This window comes from Mesorhizobium sp. B1-1-7 (genome assembly GCF_006442705.1).
In the GTDB taxonomy this organism is placed as follows: Bacteria; Pseudomonadota; Alphaproteobacteria; order Rhizobiales; family Rhizobiaceae; genus Mesorhizobium; species Mesorhizobium opportunistum.
Map to the genome: position 1 here is coordinate 1 of NZ_VFWQ01000007.1, position 14,720 is coordinate 14,720.

General features: G+C 63.5%; 12 protein-coding genes and 1 tRNA gene. 4 read left to right on the forward strand and 9 right to left on the reverse strand.

Annotated features, from left to right (window positions below; translation table 11 throughout):
• Nucleotides 1-30 precede the first annotated feature (30 nt).
• From FJ978_RS13000 to FJ978_RS13020, 5 genes are all read right to left on the reverse strand, one after another.
• Nucleotides 31-104, reverse strand: a tRNA-Gly gene (locus tag FJ978_RS13000).
• A 23-nt stretch (nt 105-127) separates the two neighbouring features.
• Nucleotides 128-2,095 carry an acyltransferase family protein gene (locus FJ978_RS13005; protein ID WP_140572433.1) on the reverse strand — a complete coding sequence of 656 codons (1,968 nt, stop codon included), beginning with the start codon at nt 2,093-2,095 and terminating at the stop codon, nt 128-130.
• A 235-nt stretch (nt 2,096-2,330) separates the two neighbouring features.
• The gene (locus FJ978_RS13010) at nt 2,331-3,821 is read right to left on the reverse strand and encodes a hypothetical protein (RefSeq protein WP_140572434.1); all 1,491 of its coding nucleotides are present in this window, start codon (nt 3,819-3,821) and stop codon (nt 2,331-2,333) included.
• Nucleotides 3,822-3,923: 102 nt separating this feature from the next.
• The gene (locus tag FJ978_RS13015) at nt 3,924-4,379 is read right to left on the reverse strand and encodes a GtrA family protein (protein WP_140572435.1); all 456 of its coding nucleotides are present in this window, start codon (nt 4,377-4,379) and stop codon (nt 3,924-3,926) included.
• A gap of 29 nt (nt 4,380-4,408) precedes the next feature.
• On the reverse strand, nt 4,409-5,398 hold the full coding sequence (locus tag FJ978_RS13020; RefSeq protein ID WP_140572688.1) for a glycosyltransferase family 2 protein: 990 nt from the start codon (nt 5,396-5,398) through the stop codon (nt 4,409-4,411).
• Between the two features lie 268 nt (nt 5,399-5,666).
• Here FJ978_RS13020 and FJ978_RS13025 point away from each other — a divergent pair, with 268 nt between their 5' ends.
• Complete coding sequence (locus FJ978_RS13025) at nt 5,667-5,930, forward strand: DUF6460 domain-containing protein (RefSeq protein ID WP_140572436.1); 264 nt, start codon at nt 5,667-5,669, stop codon at nt 5,928-5,930.
• Here the strand turns inward: FJ978_RS13025 and FJ978_RS13030 are convergent.
• Complete coding sequence (locus tag FJ978_RS13030) at nt 5,918-6,847, reverse strand: histone deacetylase (protein ID WP_140572437.1); 930 nt, start codon at nt 6,845-6,847, stop codon at nt 5,918-5,920. The two genes, FJ978_RS13025 and FJ978_RS13030, sit on opposite strands and share 13 nt — an antisense overlap.
• A 131-nt stretch (nt 6,848-6,978) precedes the next feature.
• Here FJ978_RS13030 and FJ978_RS13035 point away from each other — a divergent pair, with 131 nt between their 5' ends.
• Complete coding sequence (locus tag FJ978_RS13035; protein ID WP_140572438.1) at nt 6,979-8,319, forward strand: MATE family efflux transporter; 1,341 nt, start codon at nt 6,979-6,981, stop codon at nt 8,317-8,319.
• On the opposite strand, the gene FJ978_RS13040 is transcribed toward FJ978_RS13035, so the two are convergent.
• Entirely contained in the window at nt 8,312-9,391 is a 1,080-nt protein-coding gene (locus FJ978_RS13040; RefSeq protein ID WP_140572439.1) for a quinone-dependent dihydroorotate dehydrogenase, read from the reverse strand. The two genes, FJ978_RS13035 and FJ978_RS13040, sit on opposite strands and share 8 nt — an antisense overlap.
• A complete protein-coding gene (locus FJ978_RS13045; protein WP_041165157.1) occupies nt 9,388-9,738 on the reverse strand; it encodes a DUF952 domain-containing protein in 351 nt (116 codons plus the stop codon). Before FJ978_RS13045 ends, FJ978_RS13040 begins: the two co-directional genes overlap by 4 nt.
• Before the next feature lie 163 nt (nt 9,739-9,901).
• Here FJ978_RS13045 and FJ978_RS13050 point away from each other — a divergent pair, with 163 nt between their 5' ends.
• Together FJ978_RS13050 and FJ978_RS13055 are read left to right on the forward strand one after the other, a co-directional pair.
• A complete protein-coding gene (locus tag FJ978_RS13050; protein ID WP_023768334.1) occupies nt 9,902-10,336 on the forward strand; it encodes a hypothetical protein in 435 nt (144 codons plus the stop codon).
• 127 nt (nt 10,337-10,463) lie between these two features.
• Nucleotides 10,464-11,123 (forward strand): response regulator transcription factor, encoded by a 660-nt coding sequence (locus tag FJ978_RS13055; RefSeq protein ID WP_013897245.1) that lies wholly within the window; start codon nt 10,464-10,466, stop codon nt 11,121-11,123.
• 1 nt (nt 11,124) lies between these two features.
• Here FJ978_RS13055 and FJ978_RS13060 read toward each other — a convergent pair whose 3' ends face one another.
• Nucleotides 11,125-14,616: a PAS domain-containing hybrid sensor histidine kinase/response regulator gene (locus FJ978_RS13060; protein WP_140572440.1), complete on the reverse strand. Its 3,492-nt coding sequence runs from the start codon at nt 14,614-14,616 to the stop codon at nt 11,125-11,127.
• Nucleotides 14,617-14,720 lie beyond the last annotated feature (104 nt).

Here is a 14,720-nt window from a genome sequence, read left to right on the forward strand (position 1 = left end):
AAATCAGGCGCAAAGCCTTGCGGAGCAAGGTGGAGCGGGTAGCGGGAATCGAACCCGCGCGTTCAGCTTGGGAAGCTGACAGGCTACCATTACATCATACCCGCGCAGCGCCTCGTTACCATGAGGATTAGCCTCCGGGCAATCGCAAACCGGCTCCCGTCGCAAGTTGCGGCGGTTCCGCGGGTCCATGGCCCGCGGATTGCCCTTTTGCCTTCGCGACTTCGTTGCTCGCGGCAAAGCTCGGCCAGTATTTCGAGATGGCGAGCGCTGCTCCGGCGGTCGAGAAATGGCCGTAGTCGAAGTAAAGAAATTGCCTGGTGCCTGCATCAGCATAGGAACAGCCGGCCGCGTCACATAGATAGGCCAGCGGGTCGATGAAATCAGCGCCTTTGACGAATGGCAGCACTCGCTTGTTGATGTCCGGATCCATGGCCATCGGCCAGGACGTGTTCGTGGCATGCTCCCGCGTCGCGAAGAAGGCGATTTTCTGGACGTCGGCGACGAATTCCGGAGACTGGCCGATGACATAGACCTTGACGCCCATTTCGCGAAGCCGGTCGATCGTCTTCTGCAGGCCATCGAAGCCCCGGATCTGATAGTCGCTCCAACGGCCGCTCAGGATCACCGCCTGGATATTGGCATCCCGGATGATCGACAGGGCCCGTTCGTTGAAGCGGGTGCAGGCCGGCCGGGCATAGGAAAAATAGCTGAGGTCCGGTGGGCAGCCGGCATAGGTGTATTGGATGACGTTGGCCTGGACTTTCTGGGCGTTGGCCTCAAGCCCCGAAACATAATGGGCTGCAAAGGAATCGCCCCACAGCAGCACATTGGTGGCAAAGCCCTCCGTGCGGGTGCAGTCGGCGAGGTTCCAGGTCTCGATCCGGGTCCCGCCTTCATTGAAACAGACGCCGTTGCGCCAGTCGCCGACGCGAATCCGTTCGGTCGAAAAATCCGGGAACCGTTGCGGAAAACCGTTGCCCAGCGCACCAGTCAGGCCAACGACGCACAGCAGCGCGATCGCCGTCGCCGAAAAGGCGAAGATGGGCAAAGGGGCGGTGAACGCCCGTTTCTGGCGAAAGGGTTGCTCGACATATTTCCAGGAGAACGTCGCCAGGGCGAAGCTGCCCACCGTCATCGCGACGATCGTCGGCACGCCGATGGCCTTCAGGGAGAGATAGTGGACGAACGAGTTGATCGGCCAGTGGACCAGGTAGAGCGAATAGGAAATGAGGCCGACCCAGACCAGCGGGGCGAACCGAAGCACGCGGGTGGCGATGGGTGCCGGCCCTTCCGCGCCCGCGCGGTCCGTGCCGGCATAGATGAGCAGCGCCGTTCCCACGCAGGGCAACAGGGCATTGTAGCCCGGAAACGGGTCGCTTTCCGAAATCGTCAGGAAACCGGCCGCGACAAGGACAAAGCCGGCCAGGCCGATCAGTTCCATCGCCAGCCGGCTGGCAAGCGCCGGAGGCCTTTTCAGCATCAGCATGGCGCCCAGTGCCAGTTCCCAGACCCGTGTCGGCAAGAGATAGAAGCCGGCGGTCGGCGCCAGCGTGGTTGCCATGACCGCGACGGCAAAGCTGCCGATGGCGATCGGCAGCAGTATCGCCAGCCAGCGTTTCGAGGCATAGCGGTAGATCAGATACACAAGGATCGGCGCGAAGATGTAGTACTGCTCCTCGACCGAAAGCGACCATGTGTGCAGCAACGGCCGCAGGGCGGCATCGATTGAAAAATAGTTGGTCGTCTTCCAGAAATAGATGTTCGACCAGAAGGTCGAGGCCGCGATAACGCTGAGGCTGAATTCGTGTAGATCCGTCGGCAGAAGGATGAACCAGGCAGCAATGCTCGCGAGCACGATGACGAAGGTTAGCGCCGGCAGGATGCGGCGCGCACGGCGCCAGTAGAAGCGGCCGATCGAAAACTGGCCGCGCTCGAGATCGTCGAGCAGGCTGCCGCTGATCAGATAGCCCGATATGACGAAGAAGATGTCGACGCCGGTGAAGCCGCCGGGAATGGCGGACACGCCGAAATGGAAGAGCACGACGGGCAGCACCGCGATCGCCCGCAGACCGTCGATGTCGCGCCTGTAGTTCATTTGACCGGTCCGGACGATGGGGTCGGCGGTATTGGCTTGCCGCGGCTTGCTGGATCGCTCATGCGGCGACGTCCTGATATTGCGAAAAATGCCAGTTTGCTGGTCGCACAGATCTACCCTCTGTCGCGCAATTTTGCTGCACTGCAACATCGGTGTCAAGGCAAACCGGTGTTCGATTGATGAAGCCGATTGGCGCAGGCGTTGAAAGATCAGCGTTGAAAAATCGCCGTAAAAATCAGGCGCCGGGCAGGTAGATCACGGCATAGTCGTCCGCATAGGCCCGCTTCCAGCCCAATTCCGCGAAGAACGGGATGCGGGTATCGTCGGCTGTGAGCAGCGCCCAGCCAATAGCGTATTTTTTCAGCTGGGCCTCGAGCAGCGGTTTGCCGTCGCTCTTGCCCGTCGCTCCATCGGTTTTCGTGAACCCGCCCAGGAACAGCTGGTCCGTCCTGCCGTCGATATAGGTCTTGATGTCATGGAAAATCAGCGTGCCGCCGAAATTGTAGGAGTTCAGCACGTTGCCTGTGAGGTGGTGATCCCCGGCGAATGCCAGGGCGCCGCTGGCCGATGTCTTCGGGCTCGGTGCGACCTGATAGGCGTTGCCGAGGATCAAGACCGCGCCGACCAGCAAGACAGCCATGGTGCCGCAGAGCGCATGGAATCGGCTGGCGAAGAGCCTTTCCAGCCCGTCACGTTTTTCCGCCAACCAGGTCGTGGTTGAGAGCGAAGGATACTGCCGTGCGACCTCGACCGCGATCACCAGGGGGATCAACAGGAAAGGCAGATATACAAATCGCATATGGCTGAGATAGACATGCAAGGCGAAGACGATGAACAACGCCTTGGCCCAGCCGATCCGGAGCCTCGACACCAAAAGCCCGAAAAGCGCCAGCAGCATCACCGCTTCCTGGAAGAGGTGCTCCTGGGCATTGAATGGGCGCCACTCCAGGATGAGCGGCACCGCCTCGTTGCCATAGGCGACGGTGAATGTGGCCAGGATGGCCTTCACCCCATAGGGATGCATCAGGCTGACCAGTGGGCAGAGCAGTCCGAACGCAACCCATTTTGCCAGAAGCGCCGGCTTCGACAGGCCGATCCGTGACAGCAGCTCCAGTCCGGCGAATCCAGCGATGACGAAGCTCAGGGTGAAGGTGGCGTGCAGGTTTGCCCACAAGACGACAAGCACGAGCAGCCACAGGGGCGGGGCTTTCTCTTCATGCGCGGCACGAAACAGCATTGCCGTCCAGACGACGATGATCGGCAAGGTGAAGACATGCGGGCGCGCCGTATAGATCGGAGCGACCAGGAAAGCGGCCGCGAAGGCCAGCGCTATCGCCAGGATCGGCTTCAGCCAGGCGCTGAGGAACCATCCCATCAGGAAAACCGTCAGGCCGACGGTGGCGATGATCAGCGTGACGACGCCATTCCAGCCGCCCGCACCGTAGGCAAGGGCCAGAAGCACCTGCCCCAGCCATTCCTTGGCGATCCAGGGCTGGCCGGCGAACGTATAGGAATAGGGGTCGACGGTTGGAAACGTCCGGTTTGCCAGGAAGTCCAGCCCGACCTTCACTTGCCACCAATTGTCGGGATCCTGCAGGATCGCGCCGGCGAAGGCGGTGAGCACATAGGCCACGACGCAGGCGCAGAGAAGGCAGAATATCAGTCTGATGCGTTGCGCGTCCCCAAGTGACGGCGTCGCCGTCACGATCGCAGTGGCCTGTGTCATGTCACGGCTCCAAGTGACGGCGTCGCCGTCACGATCGCAGTGGCCTGTGTCATGTCACGGCTCCCAGCGACGGCGTCGCCGTCGCGATCGCTGCGGCTTGTGTCATGTCACAACTCCAGGCCATTTCGCGTTCGTTGCGGCCACGGCATCATCCGCGCCGCCGACGAAGACGAAACGGGACGAGCCGAGATAGAAGATTACGGTGTAGAGGCAGTTTCCAGCCAGATGGACGAACGGGTTTTCGATGATGCCGGCGGACATTGCGGCGATCACTATGCCCAGATTGGCGCCATAGGCGACAATGAAGGTGATCGCGTATCGAACGGCTGTGCCGGGGCGAAAGCCGCCGGCGGCTGTGAATGTCCATCGGCGATTGAGGAAAAAGCCGAGGGTGAGGCCTGCTGCGTAGCCTGCCGCGTTGGAGACGATGTCGCCCAGCCCCAGCCACAGCCCGGCCAGGATGAGCGTATATCCAAGCGCCGTGTTGAGCAGCCCGACGGCGCCAAAGCGCAGCATCCGCGAGAAATCAGACGGAAGAGCCGACCGCATCCTGTCCATGCCGTTCCCGTTGCATCCGGTCGACCTTCTCAACCACGCGCGGCCCTTTTCGCCATCTCCTGCAGGCGGTGGACGGGCAGGTCGCTGTCCTTGGCGGGCTGGTCGCGCGAAACGATTTCGTTGACGAAGTAGAGCGGCCGCCGCTTGGTCTCCATATACATGCGGCCGAGATACTCGCCGAATATGCCGAGCACCAGAAGCTGCACACTGCCCATGATCAGCATGATCGCGGCAAGGCTCGTCCAGCCGGGCACCACGTTGCCCCTGGACCATTCGAACAGCGTATAGCCGAGCACGACCAGCCCGAGCACGCCGAACATCATCCCCAGCAGCGAGGCGAACCGCAAAGGCACGATCGAAAAGCTGGTCATCGCGTCGACCGCCAGAAGAACCATCTTCTTCAGCGGATAGTGGGTGGTGCCGGCAAAGCGCCGGTGCCTTTCATAGGGGAAGGCGACCTGCCTCAGCCCGATCCAGCTCACCATGCCGCGAATGAACCTGTAGCGTTCGGGCATCGCGTTCAAATGGTCCACCGCGCGGCGGCTCATCAGCCGGAAGTCTCCGGAATCCTGCGCGATCTCGACATCGACCATCCGGCCCAGCAAGCGATAGAACATCGAGGCGGAAGCCAGCTTGAACCAGCTCTCGCCGTCGCGCTTCACCCTCTGGCCGTAGACGACGTCGAAGCCTTCATCCATCTTCGCCATCATGGCGCCGAGCAGTTCGGGCGGATCCTGGAGGTCGGCGTCCAGAATGAGGATGCGCTCGCCGCGGCAGAATTCCAGCCCGGCGCTGAGCGCGATCTGATGGCCGTAATTGCGGGCAAGGTCGATGGCGACCACATGGTCGTCCTTTTCGGCCAGTTCGAAAATGGCCTCGCGGGTGCCGTCGGTCGCCCCGTCGATGACAAGCACGATCTCGTAGGAAGGGCTTTGCTCGAGGCATGCGGCACTGACGCGTCGATGAAGCTCCGCCACGCCGTCGCGCTCATTGTAGCATGGCACCACGACCGACAGCATGACTGTGCGGTGCGCGCCGATTTTTCCTGTTCCCGCCAAAGCCTGGCTCCCGCTCTTGGAACGGCAATAGCGGCAATTGGTTAGAAAACAGATAAGTCACAGGCCAATGGATGGGTTGTCGGCCGGTCACCGGGTTCGGCGCCGCCAACGGTCACGGTTCAACGCGGCAGGTTCTGCCGTGCAGACCGCGCCGGCTTGATGGATGACCGCCAAGCACGTATCTCTGGACAGTGCCTGTGAGTCTGGGCATCTCAATCGGGAGACGGCCTTGTCCGCACTGACGCGTTTTCTCGGCGACTCGCCGTTCAGGGTGATCCTGAAGCTGCTGGTGGTCTCGTTCCTCGTCGGCCTTGTCATGAATGCCTTCGGCTGGTCGCCGATGGATGTCTTCTATGGCATCCAGAAGTTCTTCATGGATATCTGGAACCTGGGCTTCCGCGCCATCGACCGCTTCCTTGGCTATATCCTGCTCGGCGCCGCGATCGTCGTTCCGGCCTTCATCCTGCTCAGGATCGCCAACTACCGGAAGTAGGCCGTGCTCGAAAAAGTTCGTCGGACATAACCCGAGGCGACCTCGAACAGGATGGCGTGGCGCGCGGCAAGTGCCGGCACGTCCGTGGAATAACCGCCACCGATGACGCCGCAGACGGGGATGCCGTCTGCGCGAAAATGGCCGATCACCATCTCGTCGCGGCTGCGCAGGCCGTTGTCGGAAAGCGCCAGCCTGCCAAGCCGGTCCTGCGCATGGACGTCGACGCCGGCATTGTAGAAAACGATGTCCCAATGTCGCTTGGCCGACAATTCCGGCAGGATCGCGGCGAGCCTTTCGAGATAGGCTGCATCGCCGGTGCCGTCGGGCAGCGCGACATCGAGGTCGGAGGCGATCTTGCGAACCGGGTAGTTGCGGTCGCCATGCATTGAAAATGTGAACGCGCGTGGTTCATCGCCCAGAATGTCCGCCGTCCCGTCGCCCTGATGCACGTCGAGATCGATGACAAGGATGTTGTGCGCGGCGCCCTCCGCGAGCAGCATCAGCGCGGCAACGGCGACATCGTTGAAGGTGCAGAAGCCGGCACCTTGCGCGCGCCGCGCATGATGGCTGCCGCCGGCGGTGTTGCAGGCGATGCCGTGGCGCAAGGCGAGCCGAGCCGCCAGTATAGTGCCGCCCGTTGCAAGCTGCGCGCGACGTGAAACTCGTGGGCCGATCGGAAAGCCGATCTCACGCTCGATTTTTTCCGGCACAAAACAGCCGATGACTTGATCGACATAATCGGCCGCATGGGCAAGCTTCAGCCATGATGCCGGCGCGGGCTCCGCCGTGTTGAGCGCGCCGGCCAGGCCGCGTGCGTGCAAGGCCTCCATCAGCAGCGGATACTTGCTCATCGGAAAGCGGTGGTTGACGGCGAAGCCGGCGTCGTAGTCGGGATGGTGGACGATCTGCAGGGGCATGGACTGGGTCCGGCGGGCTCACGCCAGACCGGGATTTCGGTTGGCCGTCGCGGCAAGGGTGATTGCGCGGTGGCAGGAAAATGGGGCACATCGGACGCTCGATCAAGCCGCAATCAGCAAGGCAGCAATCCTTGGACAAGGGCGTGACCACAGCCGACGCGAGACCTTTCGTCGTCACCAACCGTTCCGTGCTTGCCATCGCGGTGCCGATGACGCTTGCCTATCTGACGACGCCGATGCTCGGCCTGGTCGATACGGCCGTGATCGGCCAGTTCGGCGATGCCGCCTTGCTCGGCGGCCTGGCGGCGGGCGCGCTGGTCTTCGACGTCGTCTTCACCAGCTTCAATTTCCTGCGCTCCGGCACCACCGGCCTCGTCGCCCAGGCTTTCGGGCGTGGCGACGCGCTCGAGGAACAGGCGGTGTTCTGGCGCGCGGTGCTGATCGCGGTCGTCGCCGGCATCGTACTGGCGGCACTTTCGCCGTTGATCGCCGTCGGCGGCCAGTGGTTCATGGATGCCGGACCGCGCGTCAGCGAGGCGATGGGCGTCTATATCAGGATCAGGCTGCTCGCCGCGCCCTTCTCGTTGATCAACTATGCCATCCTTGGCTATGTGCTGGGACGCGGCGAGGGCGGGCTTGGGCTGGTGCTGCAACTGGTGCTCAACGGCATCAACATCGCGCTCTGCTTCCTGCTCGGACTGGAACTTGGCTGGGGCGTCGCCGGCGTCGCCTGGGCGACCGTCAGTGGCGAATTCCTGGCCATGCTGCTCGGTCTGGCCATCGTTATCAGGCGGTTCCGGACGGCGCCGCCCTTGCCGCGCCATCGCCTGCTCGACATGTCCGCCTTCCTGCGCATGATGTCGCTCAACCGCGACATCATGATCCGCTCGTTCTCGCTGCTTGCCGCCTTCGCGCTGTTCACGCGCCAGGGCGCGCAGTTCGGCACCGTGACGCTGGCCGCCAATGCGGTGTTGATGAATTTCTTCCTCGTCGCCGGCTATTTCCTCGACGGTTTCGCCACCGCCGCCGAACAGCTCGCCGGCCGCGCCGTCGGTGCACGCGCGGAGCAGCCCTTCCGTCAGGCCGTGCGGCTGACGCTGTTCTGGGGTTTCGGGCTGGCCGGGGCCGCGACGCTGGTGCTTCTGTTGGCCGGCGCCAATCTGGTCGCCGTCGTCACGACATCGCAGGAGGTCCGCTCCGTGGCCGACATCTACCTGCCGTGGGCGGCATTCACCGCGCTGACCGGCGTGCTGGCGTTCCAGATGGACGGCGTCTTCATCGGCGCAACCTGGTCGCGCGACATGCGCAACATGATGCTCTTGTCGTTCCTGGCTTTCGCCGCCGCGCTGCTGACCCTGGCGCCGGCCTTCGGCAATCACGGCCTATGGGCGGCGCTGCACGTGTTCCTTTTGGCACGCGGCTTCAGCCTGCTGATGATTCTGCAACTGCGAATGCGCACGGCGTTCAGCTGAGTGGCTTCGACGCCCACCGATCGAGATTGCTGTCGCGCAATTCACGGATCGACTTGAGCCGCCCTTTTTCCATGAAGCTTGCCATCCCTGCAATAATGCGGGCCGGCAGCGCAGGACCGGCATAGATCATGCTGGTGTAGAGCTGGACGAGATCGGCACCCGCGCGGATTTTCTCCAGTGCAGCGTCCGTAGTATCGACGCCGCCAACGCCTATGATGGTCCTCTCGGGGCCGAGCAGCCTGCGCATTTTCGCCAGCACGATGGTCGAGCGTTCGAACAGCGGCTTGCCCGACAGCCCACCCGTCTCGCGCGCAACGTCGCCGCTGCGCAAGGCCGGTCGCGAAATGGTTGTGTTGGAGACGATGACGCCGTCGATCCGCTTCTCGGTCACCTCCGCGGCGATGTCCTCCAGTTCAGCCTCGACCAGGTCCGGCGCGATCTTCAGGAAGACCGGCGGCTGTGCGGACGCCGCGGCGCGTGCGGCCATGACCCGCGACAGCAGTTCGCCGAGCTGTTCGCGCGCCTGCATGTTGCGCAGACCCGGCGTGTTGGGCGAGGAGATGTTGACGGTGAGATAGCTGGCATAGGGCGCAAAGCGGGCGACGCCGCGCTCATAATCGCCGATGCGGTCGGCGGTGTCCTTGTTGGCGCCGATGTTGACCCCGACGATGCCGCCACGTCCCTTGCGGGCGGCGAGGCGTTTTTCGGCAGCCGCATGACCTTCATTGTTGAAGCCCAGACGGTTGATCACCCCTTCGTCAGCCGTCAGCCGGAAGATGCGCGGCTTCGGGTTGCCGGCCTGCGGCAGCGGCGTGACCGTGCCGACCTCGGCAAAGCCGAAACCGAGGCCAAGCAGCGCATCGGGCACCTCGGCGTTCTTGTCATAGCCGGCCGCCATGCCGAGCGGGTTCGGGAAATCGAGACCGCAGAGGCTGACCTTCAAGCGGACGTCGCGTACGGTTCGCGCGCCAACTGGCAGGCCGCAGCGCAACGCCGCGATCGACAGGCCATGCGCTGTTTCCGGATCGAAGGTGAACAGCAGCTTCTGGCCGAGCCGGTCGAGCACGCTCATTGCCCCTCCAGCGGCGGGAATTGGTGGGTGCCGTCGGCGCCGAGCGGCAATGGCTCGACCCACTTGACCGCTTTCAGGTCCAGCACGCCGTAAAGATGCGGGAACAGCGCGCCGCCGCGCGAGACTTCGTATTTCAGGGCATCGCCCAGGCTGGCGTCGTCGATGGCGACCAGCAGAAGATCCGTCTGGCCGGAAAAATGTTTTGCCGCTGTTTCCCTGACCTGCGACGCCGTGGAGAAGTGGATGAAGCCGTCGGCGACATCGATCGCGGCACCAGTGAAGCGGCCATTGGTTTCGGCCTCGCGCCACGCCGCTTGCGGGGTTATCTTGTAGATAAACTGAGACATGGTTGCGCTATAGAGCAATTCCAGGACAAGTGTGAAACGGTTTTCCGTCCGGAATTGCGTCAAAACGAGTCGGAACCAGCCGTGCGGGAAAGGCCACGCCAAGGGTCTTCCCCATTTCTGGCGCAAAGATGCGATATTTCAGGCTTTGGCCATGGAGGACAACATGCGTCTGCAGCACATCTTGATCCCCGCCGCGCTCGTTTCGCTGGTCGCGGCTTCGGCATATTCGGAAGAAACCGACCGCTACCGGCTGGAAAAGTCGGCCACCGGCTATATCCGCATGGACACCCAGACCGGCGCGATGTCGATCTGCGAGGAACGCTCCGGGCAGCTCGTCTGCAAGATGGCGGCCGACGAGCGCGCCGCGTTCCAGGACGAGGTCGACCGCTTGCAGACCTCGATGAAGGCGATGGACGAGCGCGTCACCAAGCTGGAAAATTCGCTCTCCGCCCGGCTCGAATCGAAGCTGCCGAGCGAGGAGGAATTCAACAAGACGATGAGCTACATGGAGCGCTTCCTGCGCGGCTTCATGGGCATCGTCAAGGATATGGACAAGGACAAGGGTGACGGCGCCCAGCTCAACTCGCAGAAGACCTGAGCGCTATAGATAAGGGAAAACGCGGCGCGCTGGCTTTGCCGCTTGAAAACAGCGCGCCGCCCCTCATAATCGTCCAACTTGCCCCGGAAAAAGCTTAAAAAATCATCGGGGATTCGGGGAGGGACATTTGCCGTCAGGCTATTCTTTCGTCATCGCCGACGATCATCCGCTGTTTCGCGGCGCGCTGCGCGAGGCGCTCGCCGGCATCGGCAATGTCGCCGCCATCCACGAGGCCGGCGACTTCGAAAGCGCCAAGGCGCTGGTCGTGGCCAATGAGGACGTCGATCTGGTGCTGCTCGACCTGTCGATGCCGGGCGCCAGCGGTCTCTCCGGCCTGGTTTCGCTGCGCGGCGTCCATCCGTCGGTGCCGCTGGTCGTGGTCTCGGCGCATGATGACCCGGCGACGATCAGGCGCGCGCTCGATCTCGGCGCTTCCGGCTTCATCTCCAAATCGGCCAGCATGGAGGAGATCCGCAATGCGGTGCAGTCGGTGCTTGCCGGCGACATCGCGGCACCCGTCGGCATCGATCTCGGCGTCGAGCGCGATCCCGAAATCTCGGACCTGATCAAGCGGCTGCAGGCGCTGACGCCGCAGCAGACCCGGGTGCTCGGCATGCTGGCGGAAGGCCTGCTCAACAAGCAGATCGCCTATGAACTCGGCGTCTCCGAGGCGACCATCAAGGCACATGTCTCGGCCATCCTGCAGAAGCTCGGCGTCGACAGCCGCACCCAGGCGGTGATCCTTTTGTCCAAGATCGGCGGCGACCCGCTGCAGCCGACGAGCTGACCTATTCCGCCGCCGAGGCCAGCGGCCTGACCCTGGCCATCATCGAACGCAGCACGGCGGGCTTCAGCGGCTTGTTGATCACCGGGATCTCGAGCTCGCTCGCGACCGCCCGCACCTCGTTGGAGCGGTCGGCCGTGACCAATACGGCCGGCAGGTCGCTGCCATGAGCCGCCCGCAGCCTGGCGATGATGTCGAGGCCGGTTTCACCGTCGAGATGGTAATCGGCAAGCACGATGTCCGGGCGGCGGATCGCGGCGGTCTCCAGATCGCGTGAGCCGGACACCGTCTCGACATGGCACCCCCAGCCTTCGAGCAGCAGCCGCATGCCTTCGAGGATGCGGGCATCATTGTCGATGCAAAGCACATGCAATCCCGCCAGCGAAGCCGCCGCCCGGACAGGGCCTCTGGTCTTTTCGATTTCGCGTCGCGGCTCCTGCATGGCAGCGACCGGCAAGACAACGGAAAAGCGCGTGCCTTTGCCTGGATTGGAGAAGATGCGGATTTCGAGCCTGAGCACCCGGGCGATGCGGTCGACAATGGAGAGGCCGAGGCCGAGGCCCTCGGCCTCTCGCGCACCCTCGTCCAGTCGCGTGAATTCGCGAAAGACCGTGTTCAGCTTGTCACCGGCAATGCCGATGCCGGTATCGATCACCTGGATCTCCGCCAGTTCGCCGCGCCGCCGCACACCGACCAGGATGCGGCCGTGCCGCGTGTATTTGATGGCGTTCGAGACGAGATTCTGGATCAGGCGGCGCAACAGATTGCGGTCCGTCACCACCGTCAGCGACGATGGCATGATCGTCAGCCCGAGCTTCTTTTCCGCGGCAAGCGGCCGGAAGTCGTTGCCGATCTGGCTCAGCAGTCCGTCGAGGGTGAAGGCGCTGTCATCCGGCTTCATCGCGCCGGCATCGAGGCGCGAGATGTCGAGCACGGCGCCCAGGATCGTCTCGACCGATTCCAGCGAGGATTCGATGTTGACCGCCGCCTTTCCGGCCGGCCCCTTGCCGGCCTTCTCGATCAGCGAGGAGCAATAGAGCCGGGCGGCGTTCAGCGGCTGCAGGATGTCGTGGCCGGCGGCGGCGAGGAACCGCGTCTTGCCGAGATTGGCCTCCTCGGCCAGCATTTGCGCCTGCGCCAGCTCCTCGTTGACCCTGGTCAGTTCGATGGTGCGGGTCTTGACGCGCTGCTCCAGCGATTCATTGGCGCGTTTCAGCGCCAGATCCTGTTCGACGCGCCCGGAAATGTCGGCATAGGTGGCGACGATGCCGCCATCCGGCATCGGGTTGGACCGCAGTTCCAGGATGCGGCCGCTGGTCTTCAATTCCATCTGCCACGGGCTGACGAAACTGGTCAGCCGATTGAGCATCGTCACCCGCTGGTCGGCGGGAATGTCACCGCGTTCGGCGAGATGGCGCAGGATCTGGTCGAGCGAGACGCCGACCTGGCCCATGTCGTCGGGCAGGTCGAACAGCGCCCGGTACTGGCGGTTCCAGCAGATCAGCCTGAAATCGCGGTCGAAGACGGTGATGCCTTGCTCCATCTGGTCGAGCGCGATCTGCAACAGGTCGCGGTTGTGCTGCAGCGCCTCGGTGGCGTCGTCGAGCAGGCGGAAGGCATCGCTGGATTCGCGGTCGTGGCGCCGGAACAGCAGCGACAGGATCAGCCGCGCCGAGGAGGAACCGACGGCACTTGCCAGCAGTTGCTCGGAGAAGCGGATGACGTCCATGCTCGCCTGCTCCTTGCCGAGCAGCGTGGTGCCGTTGGTCTTCTCGAATGATTGGAAGGAACGCTCGGTGCGCTCGACGCCGAGGTAACGCCCGATCGTATCCTTGAGGTCGTTGACGGTGATGGCGGTGCGGAAGCGGCGCAGGCTCGGCATCGGGCCGGCATCCCTCGGCACGAAGATCGATGCCTGGATGCGCTCCAGCGGCACCGACGCGCGCGACAGCGAGCCAAGCACGAAGAACAGCGTGTTGATCGACAGGCTCCACAACACGCCGTGGTTCAGTGGTTCGGCCACCGTGCCGAACAGAGCCTGTGGCCGCAGCGCCTCGAAGCCGAACAGCCCGTGCACGACCATGTCGGTATCGGGCGCGACAAGCGAGGGCAAAAGCAGCGTGTAGCCCCACACGAGGATGCCCGCGACCATGCCGAGCGCGGCACCCCTGCCGTTGGCGCCGCGCCAGATCAGGCCGCCGACTAGCGCCGGCGCGAACTGCGCGATGGCCGCGAACGACATCAGGCCGATCGATGACAGTCGTGCGCTGTTGGTGCTCTCGCGGTAGTAGAGGAAAGCGATGAACAACAGGATGAAGATCGCCCCGCGCCGCACATTGAGGATCAGCGTCGACCAGTCCTCGTTCTCCGAGGTCGAGGTCTTGAGCAGGCGCCGCACGAACAGCGGGATGACGAGATCGTTGGAGATCATGATCGACAGCGCCACGCTTTCGACGATCACCATGGCCGTCGCCGCCGAGAGGCCGCCGATGAAGGCTATCATAGCGAGCACGTCATGGCCGCTGAACAGGGGCAGCGACAAGACGTAGAGATCGCTGCTGGTGCCGGTGCCGACCAGCGACAGGCCGGCAAAGGCGATCGGCAGCACGAACAGGTTGATCGCCACGAGGTAGAGCGGGAACACCCAGGTCGCGGTGCGCAGTTCGGCCTCGCCGCGGTTCTCGACGATCGTGACGTAGAACTGCCGCGGCAACAGGATGATGGCAAAGCCGCTCAAGCCCGTCAGCACCAGCCAGGTGGCGAGCGAAGTGTTGTAGCCCATCGCCTGACGCACCTGCCCATTCTGCGCCAGCTTGGCGAACATGTCGCCCGGTCCGCTGAAGATCAGGAAGGTGACCATCAGGCCGATCGCCAGGAAGGCGGCAAGCTTGACCACGGTCTCGACCGCCACCGCCAGTACCAGCCCGTCCTGGTGCTCGGTGGCGTCGGCGTGGCGGGTGCCGAACAGCACCGCGAACAGCGCCAAGAGCATGGCAACGACCAGCGAGATGTCGCTGACGAACGGATCGAAAGAGGGCGGCGATCCCGTATAGTGCTCGACCATCAGGCTGACCGAGCCGGAGATCGCCTTCAGCTGCAGCGCGATGTAGGGCACCGCGCCGATGGTCGCGATCAGCGTGGCGATCGCGGCGACGGTGAAGCTCTTGCCGTAGCGGGCGCCAAGGAAGTCGGCGATCGAGGTGATCTTCTCGGTCTTGGCCAGCCGCACGATGCGGTTGAGCAGCGGGAAGCCGAACACGAACACCAGCACCGGGCCGGTATAGATGCCGAGGAATTCGAGGCCGCGCTCGGATGAGAGCCCGACCGAGCCGAAGAAGGTCCAGGAGGTGCAGTAAATGGCAAGGCTGAGCGCATAGATGAAGGGCCGCGCGCGTCCGGGTCCGGAGACGGCCGAGCGGCGGTCGCCCAGGCTGGCGATGGCGAACAGCAGCGTCACATAGGCGATCGCGATGATGACGATGAACAAGCCCTGCACGCCTGGAATTTCCTTCCTTGCCGCCTTTTTATCCGGCTTGTGCGAACGCAATCACAGCTTGGCGCCGGAGTCCATTGCGGCTTTGGCAGCATGATCGCGGCTAC

Excerpts from the sequence above, each read along its gene's own strand:
- FJ978_RS13040 (WP_140572439.1), bottom strand. The coding sequence starts at position 9,391 with ATGAGCGTGCTCGACCGGCTCGGCCAGAAGCTGCTGTTCACCTTCGAT.
- FJ978_RS13010 (WP_140572434.1), bottom strand. The coding sequence starts at position 3,821 with ATGACACAGGCCACTGCGATCGTGACGGCGACGCCGTCACTTGGGGAC.
- FJ978_RS13005 (WP_140572433.1), bottom strand. The coding sequence starts at position 2,095 with ATGAACTACAGGCGCGACATCGACGGTCTGCGGGCGATCGCGGTGCTG.
- FJ978_RS13020 (WP_140572688.1), bottom strand. The coding sequence starts at position 5,398 with ATGCTGTCGGTCGTGGTGCCATGCTACAATGAGCGCGACGGCGTGGCG.
- FJ978_RS13045 (WP_041165157.1), bottom strand. The coding sequence starts at position 9,738 with ATGTCTCAGTTTATCTACAAGATAACCCCGCAAGCGGCGTGGCGCGAG.
- FJ978_RS13015 (WP_140572435.1), bottom strand. The coding sequence starts at position 4,379 with ATGGACAGGATGCGGTCGGCTCTTCCGTCTGATTTCTCGCGGATGCTG.
- FJ978_RS13050 (WP_023768334.1), top strand. The coding sequence starts at position 9,902 with ATGCGTCTGCAGCACATCTTGATCCCCGCCGCGCTCGTTTCGCTGGTC.
- FJ978_RS13030 (WP_140572437.1), bottom strand. The coding sequence starts at position 6,847 with ATGCCCCTGCAGATCGTCCACCATCCCGACTACGACGCCGGCTTCGCC.